Source organism: Janthinobacterium paucivorans (assembly GCF_051380805.1).
GTDB lineage: Bacteria > Pseudomonadota > Gammaproteobacteria > Burkholderiales > Burkholderiaceae_D > Janthinobacterium > Janthinobacterium lividum_D.
In genome coordinates, this window is sequence record NZ_JBNYXR010000018.1 from 1 (window position 1) to 18,806 (window position 18,806).

Annotated in this window: 17 protein-coding genes and 1 riboswitch; of the genes, 10 read left to right on the forward strand and 7 right to left on the reverse strand. The window is 62.2% G+C overall.

The window, feature by feature from the left end; translation table 11 throughout:
- Window positions 1-233 precede the first annotated feature (233 nt).
- Entirely contained in the window at window positions 234-1,097 is an 864-nt protein-coding gene (motA, locus tag ACQ4V8_RS18965) for a flagellar motor stator protein MotA (RefSeq protein ID WP_436572003.1), read from the reverse strand.
- A 211-nt stretch (window positions 1,098-1,308) separates the two neighbouring features.
- On the opposite strand from motA, the gene ACQ4V8_RS18970 reads away from it, so the two are divergent.
- The 8 genes from ACQ4V8_RS18970 (at window position 1,309) to nosR (ending at window position 9,384) form a co-directional block, all read left to right on the forward strand.
- A complete protein-coding gene (locus ACQ4V8_RS18970; RefSeq protein WP_436572004.1) occupies window positions 1,309-2,367 on the forward strand; it encodes an Lnb N-terminal periplasmic domain-containing protein in 1,059 nt (352 codons plus the stop codon).
- 177 nt (window positions 2,368-2,544) lie between these two features.
- On the forward strand, window positions 2,545-3,798 hold the full coding sequence (locus ACQ4V8_RS18975; RefSeq protein WP_436572005.1) for a DEAD/DEAH box helicase: 1,254 nt from the start codon (window positions 2,545-2,547) through the stop codon (window positions 3,796-3,798).
- Window positions 3,799-3,888: 90 nt separating this feature from the next.
- Window positions 3,889-4,368: a hypothetical protein gene (locus ACQ4V8_RS18980; RefSeq protein WP_436572006.1), complete on the forward strand. Its 480-nt coding sequence runs from the start codon at window positions 3,889-3,891 to the stop codon at window positions 4,366-4,368.
- A gap of 172 nt (window positions 4,369-4,540) precedes the next feature.
- Window positions 4,541-5,353 (forward strand): response regulator, encoded by an 813-nt coding sequence (locus ACQ4V8_RS18985; protein ID WP_261981024.1) that lies wholly within the window; start codon window positions 4,541-4,543, stop codon window positions 5,351-5,353.
- A gap of 8 nt (window positions 5,354-5,361) precedes the next feature.
- Entirely contained in the window at window positions 5,362-5,718 is a 357-nt protein-coding gene (locus tag ACQ4V8_RS18990) for a hypothetical protein (RefSeq protein WP_128089283.1), read from the forward strand.
- Complete coding sequence (locus ACQ4V8_RS18995; RefSeq protein ID WP_070346800.1) at window positions 5,715-6,554, forward strand: HDOD domain-containing protein; 840 nt, start codon at window positions 5,715-5,717, stop codon at window positions 6,552-6,554. The genes ACQ4V8_RS18990 and ACQ4V8_RS18995 overlap by 4 nt, the downstream gene beginning before the upstream one ends.
- A gap of 14 nt (window positions 6,555-6,568) precedes the next feature.
- A complete protein-coding gene (locus ACQ4V8_RS19000; protein WP_010399579.1) occupies window positions 6,569-8,032 on the forward strand; it encodes an ATP-binding protein in 1,464 nt (487 codons plus the stop codon).
- On the forward strand, window positions 8,029-9,384 hold the full coding sequence (nosR, locus tag ACQ4V8_RS19005) for a response regulator c-di-GMP phosphodiesterase, NosR family (RefSeq protein ID WP_010399577.1): 1,356 nt from the start codon (window positions 8,029-8,031) through the stop codon (window positions 9,382-9,384). Before ACQ4V8_RS19000 ends, nosR begins: the two co-directional genes overlap by 4 nt.
- On the opposite strand, the gene ACQ4V8_RS19010 is transcribed toward nosR, so the two are convergent.
- From ACQ4V8_RS19010 to ACQ4V8_RS19030, 5 genes are all read right to left on the reverse strand, one after another.
- The gene (locus ACQ4V8_RS19010) at window positions 9,381-10,703 is read right to left on the reverse strand and encodes an ATP-binding protein (RefSeq protein WP_436572028.1); all 1,323 of its coding nucleotides are present in this window, start codon (window positions 10,701-10,703) and stop codon (window positions 9,381-9,383) included. The two genes, nosR and ACQ4V8_RS19010, sit on opposite strands and share 4 nt — an antisense overlap.
- 88 nt (window positions 10,704-10,791) lie before the next feature.
- Window positions 10,792-11,472: a hypothetical protein gene (locus ACQ4V8_RS19015; RefSeq protein ID WP_436572007.1), complete on the reverse strand. Its 681-nt coding sequence runs from the start codon at window positions 11,470-11,472 to the stop codon at window positions 10,792-10,794.
- Window positions 11,469-12,500: an MlaD family protein gene (locus ACQ4V8_RS19020; protein ID WP_436572008.1), complete on the reverse strand. Its 1,032-nt coding sequence runs from the start codon at window positions 12,498-12,500 to the stop codon at window positions 11,469-11,471. The genes ACQ4V8_RS19015 and ACQ4V8_RS19020 overlap by 4 nt, the downstream gene beginning before the upstream one ends.
- Before the next feature lie 58 nt (window positions 12,501-12,558).
- Window positions 12,559-13,377, reverse strand: coding sequence for an MlaE family ABC transporter permease (locus ACQ4V8_RS19025; RefSeq protein WP_436572009.1), 819 nt, complete (start codon window positions 13,375-13,377; stop codon window positions 12,559-12,561).
- Between the two features lie 48 nt (window positions 13,378-13,425).
- Complete coding sequence (locus tag ACQ4V8_RS19030) at window positions 13,426-13,749, reverse strand: hypothetical protein (protein WP_010399567.1); 324 nt, start codon at window positions 13,747-13,749, stop codon at window positions 13,426-13,428.
- Window positions 13,750-13,899: 150 nt separating this feature from the next.
- Between ACQ4V8_RS19030 and ACQ4V8_RS19035 the strand changes: the two genes are divergently transcribed.
- Window positions 13,900-14,862: an MFS transporter gene (locus tag ACQ4V8_RS19035; protein WP_010399564.1), complete on the forward strand. Its 963-nt coding sequence runs from the start codon at window positions 13,900-13,902 to the stop codon at window positions 14,860-14,862.
- Window positions 14,863-14,866: 4 nt separating this feature from the next.
- Here the strand turns inward: ACQ4V8_RS19035 and ribB are convergent, their stop codons facing one another.
- Window positions 14,867-15,514 carry a 3,4-dihydroxy-2-butanone-4-phosphate synthase gene (gene ribB / locus ACQ4V8_RS19040; protein WP_070346798.1) on the reverse strand — a complete coding sequence of 216 codons (648 nt, stop codon included), beginning with the start codon at window positions 15,512-15,514 and terminating at the stop codon, window positions 14,867-14,869.
- A gap of 94 nt (window positions 15,515-15,608) precedes the next feature.
- A riboswitch (FMN riboswitch) is annotated at window positions 15,609-15,759 on the reverse strand.
- 184 nt (window positions 15,760-15,943) lie between these two features.
- Here ribB and ACQ4V8_RS19045 point away from each other — a divergent pair.
- Entirely contained in the window at window positions 15,944-18,787 is a 2,844-nt protein-coding gene (locus tag ACQ4V8_RS19045; RefSeq protein ID WP_010399558.1) for a M16 family metallopeptidase, read from the forward strand.
- Window positions 18,788-18,806: the final 19 nt, after the last annotated feature.

Consider the following 18,806-nt stretch of genomic DNA (forward strand, 5'->3'; position numbering starts at 1 on the left):
GCCCAGGACAATCAAGGTCACGGCAAACCAACGCCTACAAGCCCCATAAATACATGGCCTACAAGGTTGCTTGATGGCAGCCTGTTGCTTAACTTGGGTGGATTGGGGTCCGACCCCTGCTCTTTGCCTCTGGGGTTAGCGAATTTACTGGCGCTCATAAATCACGCTAAAACCCTTAACTGAACGGCATTACAGCGCCGGGTAGGTTGATGATGTCGCTGAAACGGATCTGGCTAGTTCTTCGTGCGCACCTGGCGCACGTGGTTTTCCAGTTCGCTGAACGACGGGCGTTCCGTTGCGGAAATGACCTTGCGGCCGAATTCCACGGCCAGCGCCGGCGCGTAGCCGTTCAGGCTAGCCAATAAAGTCACTTTCACGCACTGGTACATCTTTGCCGTTTCATGGTGCTTGCGGCGCAGCAAGCTGGCCAGCGGTGCGATGAAGCCATAAGCCAGCAAGATGCCGATGAAGGTGCCCACCAGCGCCTGCGCGATCAGCACGCCCAGCTCGGCCGGCGGCAAGCCGACGGACGCCATGGTATGCACCACGCCCATCACGGCGGCCACGATGCCGAAGGCGGGCATGGCGTCGGCCAGCTGTGAAATCGTCTGGATCGGCATTTCCGCATCTTCATGGTGCGTCTCGATCTCGTTATCCATCAGGTTTTCGATCTGGTAGGCATCCATATTGCCCGACACCATCAGGCGCAGGTAGTCGGTGATGAATTCCAGGATGTGCTCGTCACCGAGCGTGTACGGATATTTCACGAAGATGGGGCTGCGGTAAGGGTCGTCGATATCGTTCTCGACCGCCATCAAGCCTTCCTTGCGGATTTTGCTGAGGATTTCATATAGTAGTCCCATCAGTTCCATATAGCGCGCCTTCGTGTATTGCGAACTGTGGAACAGGGTGGGCAGGGCGGCGAATGTGGCACGGATGGCCTTGGCGTCGTTGCCGACAAAGAAGGTGCCCAGTGCGGCGCCGCCGATCATCAGCAATTCCAGCGGCTGGAACAGGGCCGCCAGGTGGCCACCCTGCATGGCGAAGCCGCCGAAGACCGACAACACCACGATGAGAAATCCCAGTATGACTAGCAAAACTTACTCCTTCATAATATTTCCATATAGTAATATTATAGTCTAAGCTGACTACGCTACTGTCGCCGCTTCCGGCGGCAATTACTGGCCCAGAAAATTGATAAAAGCGCGCACTTTGGCGAGCGCTTGCCATCGCCAGCATCGACATGCCCGATCGCGTTGGCAGTGGCGTTGCCGTCATGCTCGCAGCACTTGCCCCTATAATCGAGGCATGACTTCATTATCACATCGTGCCCGCTGCGTGCTGGGCAGCATCGGCAAAATGGCCGTTTCCCTGATGCTCTTGCTGACGGCCCTGTGGGGTGCGCTGGCGCTGTGCTACCAGCTCTCCGGCGGCATGGCGGCGCAAGCCATCGGCGCCCTGCTGTGGGGCGCGCTGGGCGTGGCCAGCGTGGTGCTGTGGTGGACGCGCGGCGAAGTGCGCGTGCTGCTGCCGTATGCGGCCGGGTTCGCGCTGCTGCTGCTGTGGTGGAGCTTGATCACGCCACAGCAGCAGCGCGTGTGGGCCGACGACGTGGCGCGCAATGTCACGGGCACGGTGACGGGCAATCGCGTCACGCTGGACAATGTGCGCAATTTCGACTGGCGCAGCGATGACGATTACACGGTGAAGTGGGAGCAGCGCAGCTATGACCTCGACGAGCTGCGCACGCTGGACGCGGCGCTGTCGTACTGGACCGGGCCCTACATTGCGCACACCCTGATCTCGTTCGGCTTTGCGGACGGGCGCTTCCTGACGTTTTCCATCGAAATCCGCAAGGAAAAGGGCGAGAGCTTTTCCGCCATCGGTGGTTTTTTCAAGCATTTCGAGATGAGCCTGATCGCCGCTGACGAGCGCGACATCCTGCGCGTGCGCACGAATGCACGCGGCGAGGACATGCATTTGTACCGCGTGATGATGCCGAAAGCGGCCATGCGCTCACTGTTCCTGGCCTACCTGGACGAGGCGCAAGCGCTGAAGGCCAAGCCGCAGTTCTATCACACGCTGACGGCCAACTGCACCACCCTCGTTTTCGAGATGGTGCGTCGGGTCGTGCCGGGCCTGCCGTTTGATTACCGCTTGCTGGCCTCGGGCTATCTGGACCGCTACCTGTTCGACGTCAACGGTCTGGTGCCCGGCCAGAGCTTCCAGCAACTGCGCGACGGCGGCCACATCACGGCACGCGCGCGGGCGGCCAACAAGGATGCAGATTTTTCGCACGCCATCCGGCGCGCCATGCCCGGCTATGACGAAGCGGGCTACCCGAAGCTGCAAATGCCCAGGCAGTAGCCGACAACATTCCCACGGCATTGTTCCATTGACTTGCCTTACTGGCTGCCGTCAGCGGCATGGTGACCAGCGCGGAGCATTTTGTCCGCTGAGTCCTACCCTTGCTTTATACTGTCAACCTATCCGACCGGCCGCCTTTCGCGGCCGGTCTCACTTGACGAATAAAGAAGGCCCGCTATGCCATTTTCCTCACTGGGTCTGATTCCCGCCCTGGTCCGCGCCGTTGCCAAGGCCGGCTATGCCGCGCCGACGGCCATCCAGGCGGCCGCTATTCCCGCCATCCTGCGCGGCGGCGACGTGCTGGGCGCGGCGCAAACCGGTTCCGGCAAGACGGCCGCCTACGCCCTGCCGCTGCTGCAGGCGCTGATGGTGCCCGCTTCCGGCCCGCGCCAGGTGCGCGCGCTGATCCTCGTGCCTACGCGCGAACTGGCGGCGCAGGTGGGGCAGACGGTACACGCGCTGGCCAAGCCGCTGCCCATTAAGTTAAAGATTTCCGTGCTGTTCGGCGGCGTGTCGATCAATCCGCAGATGATGCAACTGCGTGGCGGTGCCGATATCGTCGTCGCCACGCCGGGCCGCCTGCTGGACCTGGTGCGGCAAAATGCCGTGAAACTGGGCGGCGTGTCGCTGTGCGTGCTCGATGAAGCCGACCGCTTGCTCGACATGGGTTTTAGCGAAGAAATCAAGGCGATTCTGGCGCTGCTGCCATCGACACGGCAAAACCTGTTCTTCTCGGCCACCTTCCCCGACAGCGTGCAGGCGCTGGCCGACAGCCTGCTCAAGGAACCCGCGCGCATCGAAGTGGCGTCCGAACCGCAGGACCAGCCCGACATCGTGCAGCGCGCCATCACGGTCGACGTGCCGCGCCGCACGCAACTGCTGCGCTACCTGATACTGCAGCAGCAGTGGGACAGGGTGCTGGTGTTTGTCGCCACCAAGTACGCAGCCGAACACGTGGCCGACAAGCTGCAGCGCGCCGGCCTGCACGTGGGCGCCTTCCACGGCGAATTTAGCCAGGGTACGCGCAGCCAGTTGCTGGCTGACTTCAAGGCCGGTCGTTTGCAGGTGCTGGTGGCCACCGACGTGGCCGCGCGCGGCATCGACATCGCCGGGCTGCCGGCCGTCGTCAATTACGACTTGCCCCGCTCGGCAGTCGATTACACGCACCGCATCGGGCGCACGGGCCGCGCGGGCGAAAGCGGCACGGCCATCAGTTTTGTCACGGCCGATATGGAAGCACATTTCCGCCTGATCGAAAACCGCAACGACTTGCGCATCGTGCGCGAAGTGGTAGCCGGTTTCGAGCCGACGCAACTGCCCGCGCCCGTGAGTGCGCTGACGGATACGCTCAACGGCGGCGTGAAGGGCGCGCGCAAGAGTAAAAAGGATAAATTGCGCGAGGCCGCTGCCAAGGCGGCCGAGGGCAATTAAGTTTCCTGTATCTGCGCTGACGGCTGGAACTGCCAGGCTTGCCGGGCCAAGACTGTGTTTCTATCAATAAAGTAAGGGGCGGGAATGCACATGATAAGCATCAAACGCGCGGGCGCACTGGCTTGTGCGCTGGCGCTGGCCGGTTGCGCCGGCACGGGCGGGAACAGCAACCATGCCGCTGACAAGCGCAGCTTGCAGATGCCCGGCAAGAGGTTGGCCGAGGCGGCCGATGCAGCCGTGGCCGCCACCTGGTACAACCCGCCCAGCGAATTTCCCGGCATGTGCCTGACCCAGTTCAACGATGGCAGCCTGCGTTTCGACGGTGGCTTCGCCTTTTTTAACCCGGGCCGCTGGACTTATGATGCGGTGACGTCCGAATTGCGTTTGCAACTGGCGCCGACGCCATCGTTGGGGCTGGCGCACGCGCAAACGGCCTTGCACCAGAATCTGCTGCGCGTCGAGGCGGCCAGGAACACACTGGTGTACGCCGTGAAGGCCGACACGCAAGCCATCGGCTTGGGTGGCTTTGTGTTTTACCGCGACATACCTTGTCCGGCACGGCGCGGATAAGTGTCCGATAAATACCCGATAAGTGCCATGAAGGAATATTTAGTCGTATAATTTGTGTGCAAGCGGACTGCTGCGCAAGACGATGCCGCGCTGCAGATTTCCCCTCCAGGCAAGCTCCCATATCGCGTGGCGACGAGAGGATGGTCCGATGGATGTGCACGACGAGCATGGTATGTCAGCAACTGCGGTGCTGCCGGCGCGCACCTTGCTGCTGGTCGACGACGAGCCCAATATCCTTGCTTCCCTCAAGCGCCTGCTACGGCGCGATGCCTACCATGTCCTCACGGCCGGCAGCGGCCAGGAAGGGCTGGACATCTTGGCCAGCCATGCGGTTGATGTGATCGTATCGGATCAGCGCATGCCGGGCATGCTGGGCGCTGACTTCCTGCGCAAGGCCAAGCTGCTGTATCCGCAAACCATACGCATCATGTTGTCGGGCTTTACCGAGTTGCAGGCCGTCACCGATGCCGTCAACGAGGGTGCCATCTTCAAATTTCTCACCAAGCCCTGGGAAGATCATCAGCTGCGCGAACATATCGCAGAAGCCTTCCGCCTGAAGGGCATCGATGATGACAATGCGCGCCTCAATGCGCAACTGCGTGTAGCCAATCAGGCGTTAGAGACTGCCAACGCCGCCATGCAGGCGCTGGTGAGTCAGCAGCAGCATCAGATCAGCCGCGACGAGATCAGCCTGGGTATCGCGCGCGAATTGCTGCAATTTCTGCCGCTGCCTGTGATCGGACTCGACGAGGATGGCATGATCGCTTTCATCAACGCGGCGGCGGAAAACCTGTTCGAGCGTGGTGCGGCCTTGCTGGGTAACGAGGCCATGCTGGTGTTGCCGCAGCTATTCGACGGGCCGGGCGCACCCTGTCTGGCCGCCATCGATGGCCAGGCCTATGCCGTTGCGGTCCATCCCATGGGCGTGCGTTCGCGCTCGCGCGGCAGCCTGGTCACCCTGAGCCGGCATGGGACGGCTGTATGAGCGAACGCATGAGTGAACGCATCAGTGAACACGCGAGTGAAAGCGGACGCGAGATTTCCATGCAGCAGGCACAGGAAGGCATGGTGCTGGCGCAGACGCTGAGCGACGCCAGCGGCGCCGTGCTCCTGGCCCAGGGCGCCGTCCTGACGGCGGCCAGCCTGACGGCCTTGCGCAGGCGCAATGTGGAGCGCTGTCACGTCGTCGCCGACGACGACGTCGATCCCGTCGCCCAGGCCCATGCCGAGCAGGAACGGGTGCGCCGCCTGGAACGGCTGGCCGTGCTGTTCCGCGCCACGCCGCCCGACTCTCCTGGGGCGCAACTGCTGTCGCTGCTGCAGCGCTATCGGCAAGGGAGTGGGGCATGACACGGCTCAGTTTTGAACATATCCTCCGCCAGGTCCATGAATTGCCCTCGCTGCCGGTGGTGGTGCTGGAACTGCTGTCGAGCATGGAGCAGGACGATACGGACGTGCATGTGCTGGCGCACAAGATCGAGCTGGACCAGGCTTTGGCGGCGAAGACCTTGCGTATCGCCAATTCCTCGTTCTACGGCATGCAATCGAAGGTCACCAGTATCGCGCAAGCCGTTTCCGTGCTGGGCTTTCACAGCATCCGTACCGTGGTCACGGCCTGCGTCCTGACGGACAGCTTCGCGCCGGTGCGCGGCGACTTCGATTTCCCAGCCTTCTGGCGCCATTCGCTGGCCACGGCCATTGCCGCGCGCCTGCTGGCGCCGCACTTGCATGTCGATCCCGAGACCGCTTTCACGGCTGGCCTGCTGCACGACCTGGGCATCCTGGTGCTGGTGACGCGCTTCCCGGCCGAGCACGCGCTCGTACGCAGCTACCGCCAGGCCCATGACTGCCAGATGGCCGATGCGGAAATGGCCGTCATCGGCATCGATCACGCACAAGTGGGCAGCGCCTTGGCCGCTTACTGGAAGTTTCCCGAGGCAATACAGCAGGCGGTAGCCGAGCACCATGCCACCGACCGGCTGGAGGCGGGCGGCTTGCCGCTGGCTGTGCATATGGCCAACGCCGTCGCCCTGGCGCTCGATCTGGCCGGTATCGACGACGCGCTGGTGCCGCCCCTGTCGCCCGCAGTCTGGCACAAGCTTGCCCTGGACGAGCCAGCCTGGCTGGCGCTGCTGCGGCAAACGCAACACAGCTTCGATGAAATGTCGCAGATCATGCTGGCATGAACAGGAAAGAGGCCATGGAAACTGATGCAACGCAGGCGCAGATCGCCATGCCGGAACGCCGTCAGACCGATGCCATCGCGCTATCGGCGTTTTTCGATGGCCATCCGGTGGCCACCTTCGCCATCAACACGGACCATGTGGTGACGCACTGGAACAGCGCCTGCGAACAGCTGCTGGGCTTTAGCGCCGCCGAGATGGTTGGCACGCGCGACCACTGGAAGGCGTTCTATCCGCAGCCGCGCGCCTGTCTGGCCGATTTGCTGGTGGCCGATAATATCGCTTTCGGCGAAAATGAACTCTACCTTGGCAAGCTGCAGCGTTCCTCCGTGATTCCCGGCGCTTACGAGGCCGAAGACTATTTTGCCGATATCGGCCAGAATGGGCACTGGCTGCATTTCACGGCAGCGCCCCTGCGCGACCGGCAAGGGCGCCTGGTGGGCGCCATCGAAACCCTGTGTGATGTCAGCGAACGGCGCCTGGCCGAGCTGGCACTGCGCAAGGCGCACGATAATCTGGAGCACCTGGTATCCAAACGCACGGCCCAGCTGGCCGAAATGAACGAGCGCCTGGCCGACGACATCCGCCAGCGCGAGATCGCCGATCTTGAATTGCGCGAGCGCAACCTGGCCCTGATGGAATTGAACAGCAAGCTGTCGGTGGCCCAGCAAAAGCTGCTGCAGTCTGAAAAGCTGGCTTCGATCGGCCAGCTGGCCGCTGGCGTGGCGCACGAGATCAATAACCCCATCGGCTATGTGTTTTCGAATGTCGGCACCTTGGACGGTTATCTGGACGACTTGTTCGGCATGCTCGATGCCTACAAGGAAGCCGAGCCGGCCGTCGCCGATCCCGTGGTGGCGGCGCGCCTGCGCGCGCTGCGCGAAAAGATCGACCTGGACTTCCTGCGCACCGACATCCCGCTGCTGATGGTCGAGTCGAGGGAAGGCATTTCGCGCGTGCGTCGCATTGTGCAAGACTTGAAGGATTTTTCACGCACGGATGCGCTCCAGGAGTGGGTCTGGGTCGACCTGCGCCGGGGCATGGATACCACGCTCAATATCGTCAATAACGAGGTCAAGTACAAGGCGGACGTGGTGCGCGAGTATGGCGATATTCCCGATATTGAATGCCAGCCTTCCGAACTGAATCAGGTGATCATGAACCTGGTCGTCAATGCCGCCCACGCCATGGGCGAGGAGCACGGGCGCATCACGCTGCGCACGGGCAGCGACAATGCTGCGGAAGTGTGGATCGAAGTCGAGGATACGGGCGGCGGCATCGCGCCCGAACACCTGTCGCGCATCTTCGACCCCTTCTTTACCACCAAGGCCATCGGCAAGGGCACCGGACTGGGGCTGTCGTTAGCCTACAGCACGGTGCAAAAGCACCATGGCCGCATCGACGTGCACAGCGTCATCGGCCGCGGCACCACCTTCCGTATCACCTTGCCCGTGCGCCAGGCGCAGGCTGCCACACCATGACCATCAATGAACGGGACAGCATGAACACCAGCACCAGCATCGGCACCAGCACCGTGATCGCGCCGCCGACCATCCTGTGCGTCGACGATGAACCGAACATCCTGTCGTCGCTGCGGCGTTTGTTCCGCCCGCACGGCTACCGCGTGCTGACGGCCGACGGCGGCGCGGCGGGCCTGGTCTTGCTCGAGAACGAGACGGTGGACCTGGTCATTTCCGACATGCGCATGCCGCAGATGGATGGCGCCCAATTCCTGGCCCAGGTGCGCCAGCGCTGGCCCGACACCATGCGCTTGCTGTTGACGGGCTATGCCGATATCCAGTCCATCCTCGACGCCATCAACCAAGGCGAAATTTACCGCTATGTGACCAAGCCCTGGGACGAGAACGATATCGTGCTGGTGGTGCGCCACGCGCTGGAACGGCGCGCGCTGGAGCAGGAAAAAGTGCAGCTCGAAGCGCTGACGGCGAGCCAGAACGTGCAGCTGCAAGCGCTCAATGCCAGCCTGGAAGCGAAGGTGGCCATGCGCACGCAACAGCTGAAGCAGTCGCACGACGAGGTGCAGGCGGCCAATGAACGTTTGAAATCGACGTTCGTGACGACGATCAAGGTGTTTTCCAACCTGATCGAGATGCGTGGCGGCAAGCTGGTCGGCCATGCGCGGCGGGTGGCGGAATTGTCGCGCAAGCTGGCGCAGGCGCTGGGCCTGGAAGGGCAGGAAGCACGCGACGTGTTCATCGCGGCATTGCTCAAGGATATCGGTAAGCTCAGCTTGAGCGACGATGTGCTGGAACTGCCGGCCAGCGCCTGGACGGGCGAGCAACTGGCCGCCTTTCGCAAGCACCCGTTGCGCGCCGAACAATTGCTGATGGCGCTAGAGGAGCTGCGTGCCGTCTCGGTGATCTTGCGCTCGCAACTGGAACGCTACGACGGTGGCGGCTTTCCCGATGGCATGGTGGGTCTTGCCATTCCGCTGGGCGCGCGCATCCTGGCGCTGGCATCGGACTATGACGGCTTGCAGATCGGCGCCATGGTGCAGCGCAAGCTTCGCGCCGACGAAGCGCGTACCTTGATCTATGACAGCGTCGGCAAGCGCTACGACCCCGCCGTAGTGGCTGCCTTTCGCAGCATCATGGAAGAGACAGAGGCGCCGGCGCGCGACCTGACGGTGCTGTCGGGCCAGCTGGAGCCGGGCATGATGTTGTCGCGCGACTTGATCAGCCGTGATGGCCTGATGCTGCTCGCTGCCGAACATGTGCTGACGCCCCGCGTGATCAGCCAGTTGCTCGATTTCGAAGGCAAGAATGGCGGCCGGCTCAGCATCCGCGTGTACGCACCCCTGAAGGAAAACTAGGCACTGGCCAGTGGCGGTTGCAGCGGCAGGTGTACCGTAAAGCGCGTGCCGCGGCCCACTTCCGACGCCACCTCGATGCGCCCGCCATGCTTGTTGACGATGCCGTACGAGAGCGACAGCCCGAGGCCCGTGCCACTGCCGACGGCCTTGGTGGTAAAGAACGGTTCGAAGATGCGATTGAGGTGCTCGGGCGCGATGCCGGAACCCGTGTCGCCGATTTCCACCCACACCCAGTCGCCCGCAAGGCCGGTGCGGATGCTGATCACGCCGTCGCTGCTGATGGCCTGGCCCGCGTTGACGAGTAAATTCATGAATACCTGGTTCAGCTGCGAGGCCAGGCAGCGTATCGGCGGCAGTTCGCCATACTGTTTCTCGATGCGCGCCTTGTATTTCAATTCGTTGGCGACGATATTGAGGGTACTGTCCAGGCCCGCGTGCAGGTTGGCGACCTGCCAGTCCGTCTCGCCCACGTGTGAAAAATCTTTCAGCGCCTGCACGATGTCGCGCACGCGCTTCAAGCCATCCATCGATTCGCGCACCAGGTCCACCATGTCGTCTTGCAGGAAGGCCAGGTCGGCTTGCGTGCGCACCTGTTCCACGCAGTTGGCGAGGGCGGGCGTGGCGGGCGCTTCGCGCATCGCCGCTTCGTACTGAGCGATCACGCCGAAGAGGGTGCCGACATACGCTTGCAGCGAACTCATGTTGGAGTTGACGAAGCCGATCGGGTTGTTGATTTCATGCGCGATACCGGCTGCCAACTGGCCGATGGAGGCCATTTTTTCCGATTGCAGCAGCTGGTCGTGCGCTTCTTGCAGCTTGCTGATCAGTAGTTGCTGCTCTTCGCCGCGCGCCTGCAGCATCGCTTCCATGCCTTTGCGTTCCGTGATGTTCGTCAGCGAGCCGATCACCTCGAACGGTACGCCATGCTCGTCGCGTACCAGGCGCAGACTGTCATGCATCCACAGATAGCTGCCGTCGCTCACGCGGAAGCGGTATTCATAGGCCCGCGCGCCTTCGACGAAGATTTGCGCCAGGCTGGAAAAGATGCCGGGCGCATCGTCGGGGTGGATGTGGTCGAACCAGAAATTGGGATCGGCCACCATGTCGGTGGGCCGGTAGCCCAGCACATTGAAGGCATTGTTGCTGACAAAGGTCATCTTGAAATCACCGCTGGGCACGGTGCAATAGATGATGGAGGGAGTATTGTCGAGCAGGTATTGCAGGCGCACGGCTGTGGCGGCAGGTGCCTCTTCGCCGGGCGCGCCTCTGGCATGCCGGCTGGCCTCGGGGGTGGAAAGGTCGAAGTCCTCGAATTGCATCGTCATACCTCGTTGGCTGCACGGCATTCATCTCGTCCTGCCTCGATTATGCCTGATTCTTCCTTTGTTTGGCCGCTCATCGGCAGGTTCAAGGAGCCAGCGGCTGCTCGACGAGCGCCATGCGCCGAGCCAGGCGCTGCGCCGCTGGCATGTCGCCCGCCTGTTCGGCGCGCAAGCGCTGTACGCCCAGCCATGCCAGCAGCGGGCGGCGCCAGCCCTGGTCCGAGGCCGTGCCCACGGCAGTATCGAGCAGGTCCGGCGTGGCGCGGCTGGCGCGCAGCAGCACGCCAGCGGCCACCAGTTGCGATAGCGGGTCCTTGATGGCCGCCACGGCACTGGCGGCGGCCGTGTCGGAGCTGGCGCCGGCGGCCGCCCGCTGTGCTTCAGGCAGCAGGGCCACGTCGGCCGGCTGCGCCTGGCCTGCCAGGTAGGCTGCGTACGCGCGGTCGGCGGCACTGGCGTCGGCGCGCAGGGCGTCAAAGCCGGCACAGTCGCCGAAGGCCAGGCTGGCCACGCGCGCGGCGCAGCGCAGCAGCTCGATGCGCGCCACCAGTTCGAGCTTGCCGGTGCCTGCAACCTGGCTGCGGGCGCGCCGAAATTCGGTCTGCTCGACCAGGGTGTTGCCATTCAAATAGGCCGTTTGAAACCGTTCGATGGCGCTTTGTGCATTCATTTTCCAGTCCGGCACGGGCGGGCCACTGGAGCAGGCAGCGAGCACGGTGGACAGCAGCGTGACCAGGGCCGACGCGGTGAGAGAGCGTTTGATCATGGTAGTTTGATCTCCGGATTGCGCTTGAACGGCCATTTTCGGTTGATTTCATTGACCAGCTGCTCGACCTTGCGCAGATTGCTTTCCACGTCCGCGCGCAGCGGGCCCAGGTCGGCCGTCGCCGCCCTGACATTGGCGCCCACGGCTTGCGCCTCGAGCAGCACGGCGTCGACTTTTTTCAAGCTGGCGCGCGTATCGGCCAAGAGGGCGTTCAGCTGCACGATGCTCGCCTGCGCATCCGTCATGACACCTTTTTCGCCGAAGACGCGCGTATCGGCATTGGCCACCAGACCATCGGTACGGCGCGCCAGCCGCTCTGTCGTGAGCAGCAGGGCATTGGTGCGCTCGAACAGCAGGCGCGCTTGCTTGTCGTCGCCCGTGAGCAAGCCCATGGCGCCGCCCGGGCCGCTCAATTTGCCGGTGACGGCCTGCACATTGCGCAGAGTGCCGTCTAGCGGCGAATCGCTGCCTGTCAGGCTGCCCAGATTGTTTAACAGGTCTTTGGCGGCGGCCAGCAGGCGGGGGATTTCCGCCGCCATGTCGCCCACCAGCAGGTCGCGCGTGGCGTCGTCGGGTAGCGGCGGGTCTGTCAGGATGCCGCTGTAGGCGCGCAGCTTGGCGCCGCCCACGAGACCCCGTTCCAGGGTGAAGATGGAGCTGCTGCGCAGCCAATGCGCATCCTTGCGTGGCACGTCGATGACGACGCGCGCGCGGCCGTCCGGTGCCAGTTCGATGCGTTGCACGCGGCCGATGGGAAAGCCGGAAAAGGTCAGGTCGGCGCCGACGTTCACGCCGTCCGAATCGCCGGCCGTCAGTACCAGCGTTTGCGTCGACTCAAAGGCGCCGCGCGCATACATCAGGTAGACGACGCAGCCGAGCAGCAGCACGAACAGGAAGACGAGCAGGATGGCCGCCTTCAGCTCGGCGTGGCGCACGGGCGGTGGCGCGGGCAGTACCGCATCGTGCGTGAGACCGGCGGGCGCCGTGACGTCGACCTGGTCGGGATTGGGGGGCTGGCTCTGGCGCATCGATTCTGGCTCTCGTAGGGATGGTTTGGGGGATCGCTGGCGGTGGCACGCCGGGGCATCAGTAGTAATTGCCCATCAGCGTAGCGACTTCGATCAGCAGGATGACGGAAAACAAGCGCAGCATCTCGGACAGGCCGTGCGCGGCCCAGACGCGGTTGCGCCGGCCGTATGCCGGTGTCTGATAGTACGAGGAGGCCAGCGGGATTAGCGCCACGGCAAAGCTGAAAAAGATCACCTTGAGCATCAGGATCAGGGCCACGGCGGGATTGAAGATTTGCCCGACCACCCGCGTGTAGCCTGGCAGCGCCCACGGCGTGAAACCGTAGATGCTGACATAGGCGAGTATCAGCGAGCTGACGCAGCTGACGATGGCCAGCATCCAGACGGCGAAGATGCCCGACATGACGCGCGGAAAGTACTCGCGGCGCATCAGATCGACGCCCTGGCGCTGCATGGTGTCGAGCATGCCGCTTGCGCGCATTTGCGCAAACGCGATACCGTCGGGCAGGCTCAGGCGCAGGGCCACGAACAGGGCAGCCGTCAGCGGTATCAGTTCCAGCACCAGCACGCGCACCACCATTTCCAGCGCATAGTGCGACAGGCCGTAGCTTTGCGCGCTGACGACGACGATGCGGATCAGCACCAGGCTGAGCAGTGCGCAGGCGACGCTGAACCACACGAGATTGGGCGCCGTATCCGATACCAGGCGGTGCGCCAGGATGGGGCGGTTGGCGCGCTGATAGCTCGATGGCGACAGGGCCAGCGAAAACATGAGGGTGGCGAAATGCAGCATGTGCCACCAGCTGACCAGCCAAGCCATGCTGGCTCGGTGCAGGCGGCGCAGGCTGATGATGAGGGAGACGGAAACGGTCATCATGGCATCTTAACATCAGCCCGCCCCGTCAAGCACGGCTAGCGTGCGCGCCTATTCGAACAGGGCGAAGCCGGCCATCACGACCATCAGCACGGCGATGTATTGCATCGGAATCCAAAACAGGGTGTGGCGCTTGCGCAAGATCACTTTTTCCTGCGTGCTCGGGTCGATCAATTCGCGTCCGGGCGCGCTGTTCAGGCGCACGCCCGCATACCAGCTGGCGGCCGCTGCCAGCAGGAAAGCCAGGGCCAGGGTCCATGTGTGGCTCTTCGTGTATTCCTCGCCCAGGGTGGCGCCAAACAGCGCTTGTGCGGCCAGTACGACGATAAAACAGATAAGGGGGGCGAGTATGCCGAAGCCTTGCCAGATAAGCATAAAAATTCTCCATGAGGATTGAGGGATCCCGCGGCGGCGTGGCGGCGGCTGGGCGCGACGGGGTTGCGAATTTTATCAGACTCATAAGAAATAAAGTTTCTTTTGAGAATTATTGTGTGCGGCTAGGCTGCCGGGCTGCCACGCACGCGCATGCTGGGCGCCTGGTCGGCGCTGGTGGGCGTGGCGGGCGCATCCGGCCCCCTGATCGGCGGCATCCTCGTACATCAGTTCGGCTGGCGCAGCGTCTTCTGGGTGAATGTGCCGCTGGGCGTGCTGGCCATCGTCATGGCGCAAGTGCTGCTGGCCGCGCCGGCGCGCCAGCAGCGCGCCTTGTCGCTGTTCAGCCATGTGCTCGGTGTGGCGGCGCTGGCGGGCCTGAGTTTTACCTTGATCGAAGGCCCAGTGCTGGGCTGGCTGTCGCCTGGCGTGCTGGCGGCGGGGGCATTGATGGTCCTGTCGGCCTGGCAATTGTTGCGGCGCGAGCGTCGCGGCAGCCATCCGCTGTTGCCGCGTGAATTGTTTTATAGCAGCAGCTTTGGCGCGGCCAATGGCGTGGGCTTCTTGATTAATTTCTGCGTTTTTGGCCAGCTGTTTTTATTGAGCCTGTTCCTGCAGCAGTCTGGCGGCGCCGATGCCTTGCAGTCGGGCTTGCGCCTGTTGCCCATGATGGCGGCCTATACGGTGGGGAACTTCATGGCGGGAAGTATTGCGGCACGTCATGGCACGCGCTTGCCCATGCTGGCTGGTTTGCTGGTGGGCGCCGTCATGGCCTTGCTGCTGATGGGCTTGCGTCCGGGTACGCCGTACGCGCTGCTGGCGCTGGGCACGGCTGTCATGAACGTGGCCATCGGCATTGCCATTCCCGCCATGACGGCCACCGTGATGCGGGTGGCCGGCAAGCAGCATGCGAACAGTGCGGCGGCGGCCCTGAATGCGAACCGGCAAATCGGCGCCTTGGTGGGCGTGGCGTTGATCGGCAGCATCCTGCACATGCTGCAGGACTGGTCGCTGCGTTTGCCGCTGGCCTACGCGACGATTGCCGTCGCGTATGGCCTGGCGGCGGGCCTCGTGTACAAACATGTACATTTGCCCAAGGCCGTGGCCGCCGCCTGAGCGCTTACTGTTCGCGCGTGCTGCGCCACGCCACCAGTTCTTCGATGGTCAGAATAGGCATGCCATGCAGTTCGGCAAAGCGCTCTATATCGTCGCCGCGCATCATGCTGCCGTCCGGGTTCATCAGTTCGCACAATACGGCGGCAGGGTTCAGGCCCGCCATGCGCGACAGGTCGACGGAGCCTTCCGTGTGGCCACGGCGCTCTAGCACGCCACCGGGCGCAGCGCGCAGGGGGAAGACGTGGCCAGGGCGCACGAGGTCGGCCGGCTTGGCGTCCTTGGCGATGGCGGCGCGGATGGTGGTCACGCGGTCGGCGGCCGATACGCCCGTTGTGACGCCGTCGCGCGCCTCGATCGATACCGTAAATGGCGTGCCGTAGCGGCTGCCATTGTCGGACGACATGGGCGGCAATTCCAGCGCGCTGACGACGTCCGTCGGCAGGCACAGGCAGACGATGCCGCTGCACTCGCGGATCAGCAAAGCCATGGTTTCGTGCGTGATTTTTTCCGCCGACAAGATCAGATCGGCTTCATTTTCGCGGTCGAAATCGTCGAGCAGAATGACGGGAATACCGGCGCGCATGGCGGCCAGCGCGGATTGGATGCGACCTTCCAAGTCATTGGAAAGCAGGGTGTAGCTGTTGACTAACATGGCGAAACGCTCCTCGCATAGGCGAAAAACGCTGCAGGGCAAGCGAATAGACGCAACTGACCGCATCGCCGTGGCGATGGGACAGCACACTACTGCACATCTTCTTTCATCCGGACTATACCGTCGGCTCTGGAGTTACACCAGATCTGCTGACCCTGCCAAACGATGTTTGACAGGCGCTCGCGGGCTTGACCGTTGCCGGTCTTACCGCCGGTGGGGAATTGCACCCCGCCCCGAAGACGTATTGTTGTGCCGGTCCACATGACCGGCGGCAATACTTTAGCACAGATGAAAAGTGTGGCGAGGCACTGTCAAGTTTCTTGTCGGGCAAAGTTGCATAAGAAAAACAGTTTCTCCTAAGCTGTTTTTAAGGGCGGAAAGATGATTTTAGTGTAAGGTATGGTGACCCAATATTACCCTTGAGAATACATGAAGCTGAGTAAATTACGCCTGATCTCGGGCGCTGTCTTGCTGGCGTGCGCCTGCATGGCCCAGGCAGAAATCCGTTTGAGCGATCCGCTGCCGCTGGCACCAGAAGTTACCGTAGGAAAATTGCCGAACGGCTTGACCTATTACATCAAGAAAAATGCCCGTCCGGCCCAGAAAGTGGAATTGCGCCTGGTGGTGAAAGCCGGTTCCATCCTGGAAGATGATGATCAGCAAGGCCTTGCGCATTTTACGGAACACATGGCCTTCAACGGGTCCACGCATTTCAAGCGTAATCAGTTGATTTCCTATTTGCAATCGATCGGCGTGAAGTTTGGCGCCGACTTGAACGCCTACACGAGCTTTGACGAAACCGTGTATATCTTGCCGATTCCCACGACAAAAAAGGGCAACCTGGAAAAAGGTTTTCTCGTGCTGGAAGACTGGGCGCATGGCTTGAACTTGAATCCGGCCGACATCAACAGCGAGCGCGGCATCGTGCTGGAAGAGGCGCGCCTGGGCAAGGGTGCCAGCGACCGCATGAACAAGGTCCTGTATCCGAAGCTGCTCAACGGTTCGCGCTATGCGCAACGTATTCCGATCGGCAAGGAATCTGTCTTGAAAACGTTCAAGCCGGAAGCCATCAAGCGTTTCTACAAGGATTGGTACCGGCCCGACCTGATGGCCGTGATGGTGGTCGGTGACGTCGAGCCGAAACAGGCTGAAAAGCTCATCAAGCAGCATTTCGGCAAGCTGAAAAACCCCGTGCACCCGCGTCCTCGTTTGTATGCGGAAGTGCCGCCGCGCGCGCAGACGGAAGCGTTGGTGATCACGGACAAGGAAGCATCGGTCGACACAGTCTTCATCCGCTACCAGATCCGCCCTGCGCAAGAGCTCGTCACCATTGCCGATTACCGTCGCCAGATGATCGAAAATCTGTACGGCCAGATGCTCAGCGCGCGTATGCAAGAGTTGACGCAGCAAGCCAACCCGCCCTTCATCGACGGCGGCAGCAGCATGGGCAAGTTGGTGCGCGGCTACGAGTCGTTCAGCGCGTACGCCTTGTTGGGCAAGGGCGGCGTGCAGCCGGCCATTGAAGCGCTGGTGCAGGAAGATGAGCGGGCGCGCCGCTTCGGTTTCAGCCAGGATGAGCTGGACCGCGCGCGCAAGAACAGCTTGCGCAATTACGAGCGCGCATACAGCGAGCGCGACAAGTCCGATTCCGCCGGTTTCGTCGCCGAATATGCGCTCAATTTCCTGGAGCAGGAAGCCATCCCCGGCATCGCCAATGAATTTTTGTACGCGCAGGAACTCATGCCGCAGCTCAGCTTAGAGGAAATCAATGCGGCGGCGGCCAGGGGCATCCCCGACCAGCAAAAGAAACTCGTCGTTTTCATGGGTGCCGAGCCGAAAGCCGGCGATACGGCCTCGACTGTGCCGACGCAGCAGCAATTGCTCGACGCAGTGGCGCGCGCCGAGCAGCAAAAAGTCGAGCCGCGCAAGGAAAAAGTGTTTGCCAGCAAGCTGATGGATGGCCCGCCGGCCGGCGGCAGCATCGTCGCCGAAAAATTGAATAGCGCCACCGGCGTGACGCAGCTAACCCTGGGCAACGGCGTACGCGTATTGCTGAAACCGACGGACTTCCAGAATGACCAGGTGCTGATGGGCTCGACCCGCTTCGGCGGCCAGTCCCTGTTTGGCGATGCCGACATCTACAACGCCCGCTATGCCAGCGCCGTGGTCGGCAGCATGGGCTTGAAGGACTTGGCGCCGCTCGATTTGCAAAAGGTTCTGGCCGGTAAGACCGTCAATGTGGGCGCTTCGCTGGGCGAACTGAGCGAAGGCTTTGGCGGTTCGTCCAGCAGCGCCGACGTGGAAGCCATGCTGCAACTGGTGACGCTGTATTTCCATGACGTGCGCCAGGATGCCGGTCTGTACCAGTCCTTCATCGGCAAGCAGCAGGACTTTGCGAAAAACAGTATGGCACAGCCGGAAGCCGTGTTTTACGATGCCATCCAGCACGCCATGTTCGGCGACAACCCGCGCGTCGATGGCGTGCCGCGCGTGGCCGACTTTGACAAGGTGAGCCTGGAGCGCTCGCTGGAGATCTTCCGTCAGCGCTTTTCCAGCGCGCGCGACATGACCTTCATCTTCGCCGGTAGCTTTGAGCTCGACAAGATCAAGCCGCTGATCGCCAGCTACCTGGGTACCTTGCCGGTGGCCGAGCTGCCGCACGCCTACCGCGACGTGGGCATGCGCCCGGTGGCCGGGATCGTCAAGAAGGATATTTACATGGGCAGCGAGCCGAAGAGCACGATTTCCATCACCTTCAATGGCGCCGTGGCATATTCGGACGAGCAAAAATTGACCCTGCAAGCGCTGGGCGAGGTGTTGAACCTGAAAGTCATCGAAGTGCTACGCGAAAAAATGAGCATGATCTATGGCGGCGGCTTTGAAACTTTCATGGGCCAGCATCCGTATGGCCATTATTCGGTGGCGCTGAACTTGCCGACGGGGCCGGAGAACGTGGACAAGGTAATCGCTGCGGCCTTTGCCGAAATCAACAAAATGAAGGCCGAGGGGCCGTCCATAGCCGACCTGGAAAAGGTTAAGCTGAACTGGATCACGCGCCAGCAGAAATCCTTGCGGGAAAATGGTTACTGGATGAAGCAACTGATGGGTTCTGTGACGCAGGGCCGCGATCTTGAGCATACGCTGCGCTATGCGCAGCGCGTGGGCGCCATCACGCCGCAAGCGGTCAAGCAGGCGGCGCAGCGCTATCTGGACTTGCACAATTATGTGCAAGTGGTGCTTTACCCGGAACGCAAAGAAGTTGCTGTCAAGTAATTTTTATTGTTTAGCAGCA

Coding starts and splice junctions, on each gene's coding strand:
- ACQ4V8_RS18970 (WP_436572004.1), top strand. CDS start 1,309: ATGACTTCATTATCACATCGTGCCCGCTGCGTGCTGGGCAGCATCGGC.
- ACQ4V8_RS18975 (WP_436572005.1), top strand. CDS start 2,545: ATGCCATTTTCCTCACTGGGTCTGATTCCCGCCCTGGTCCGCGCCGTT.
- ACQ4V8_RS18980 (WP_436572006.1), top strand. CDS start 3,889: ATGATAAGCATCAAACGCGCGGGCGCACTGGCTTGTGCGCTGGCGCTG.
- ACQ4V8_RS18985 (WP_261981024.1), top strand. CDS start 4,541: ATGTCAGCAACTGCGGTGCTGCCGGCGCGCACCTTGCTGCTGGTCGAC.
- ACQ4V8_RS18990 (WP_128089283.1), top strand. CDS start 5,362: ATGAGTGAACGCATCAGTGAACACGCGAGTGAAAGCGGACGCGAGATT.
- ACQ4V8_RS18995 (WP_070346800.1), top strand. CDS start 5,715: ATGACACGGCTCAGTTTTGAACATATCCTCCGCCAGGTCCATGAATTG.
- ACQ4V8_RS19000 (WP_010399579.1), top strand. CDS start 6,569: ATGGAAACTGATGCAACGCAGGCGCAGATCGCCATGCCGGAACGCCGT.
- nosR (WP_010399577.1), top strand. CDS start 8,029: ATGACCATCAATGAACGGGACAGCATGAACACCAGCACCAGCATCGGC.
- ACQ4V8_RS19010 (WP_436572028.1), bottom strand. CDS start 10,703: ATGCAATTCGAGGACTTCGACCTTTCCACCCCCGAGGCCAGCCGGCAT.
- ACQ4V8_RS19015 (WP_436572007.1), bottom strand. CDS start 11,472: ATGATCAAACGCTCTCTCACCGCGTCGGCCCTGGTCACGCTGCTGTCC.
- ACQ4V8_RS19020 (WP_436572008.1), bottom strand. CDS start 12,500: ATGCGCCAGAGCCAGCCCCCCAATCCCGACCAGGTCGACGTCACGGCG.
- ACQ4V8_RS19025 (WP_436572009.1), bottom strand. CDS start 13,377: ATGATGACCGTTTCCGTCTCCCTCATCATCAGCCTGCGCCGCCTGCAC.
- ACQ4V8_RS19030 (WP_010399567.1), bottom strand. CDS start 13,749: ATGCTTATCTGGCAAGGCTTCGGCATACTCGCCCCCCTTATCTGTTTT.
- ACQ4V8_RS19035 (WP_010399564.1), top strand. CDS start 13,900: ATGCTGGGCGCCTGGTCGGCGCTGGTGGGCGTGGCGGGCGCATCCGGC.
- ribB (WP_070346798.1), bottom strand. CDS start 15,514: ATGTTAGTCAACAGCTACACCCTGCTTTCCAATGACTTGGAAGGTCGC.
- ACQ4V8_RS19045 (WP_010399558.1), top strand. CDS start 15,944: ATGAAGCTGAGTAAATTACGCCTGATCTCGGGCGCTGTCTTGCTGGCG.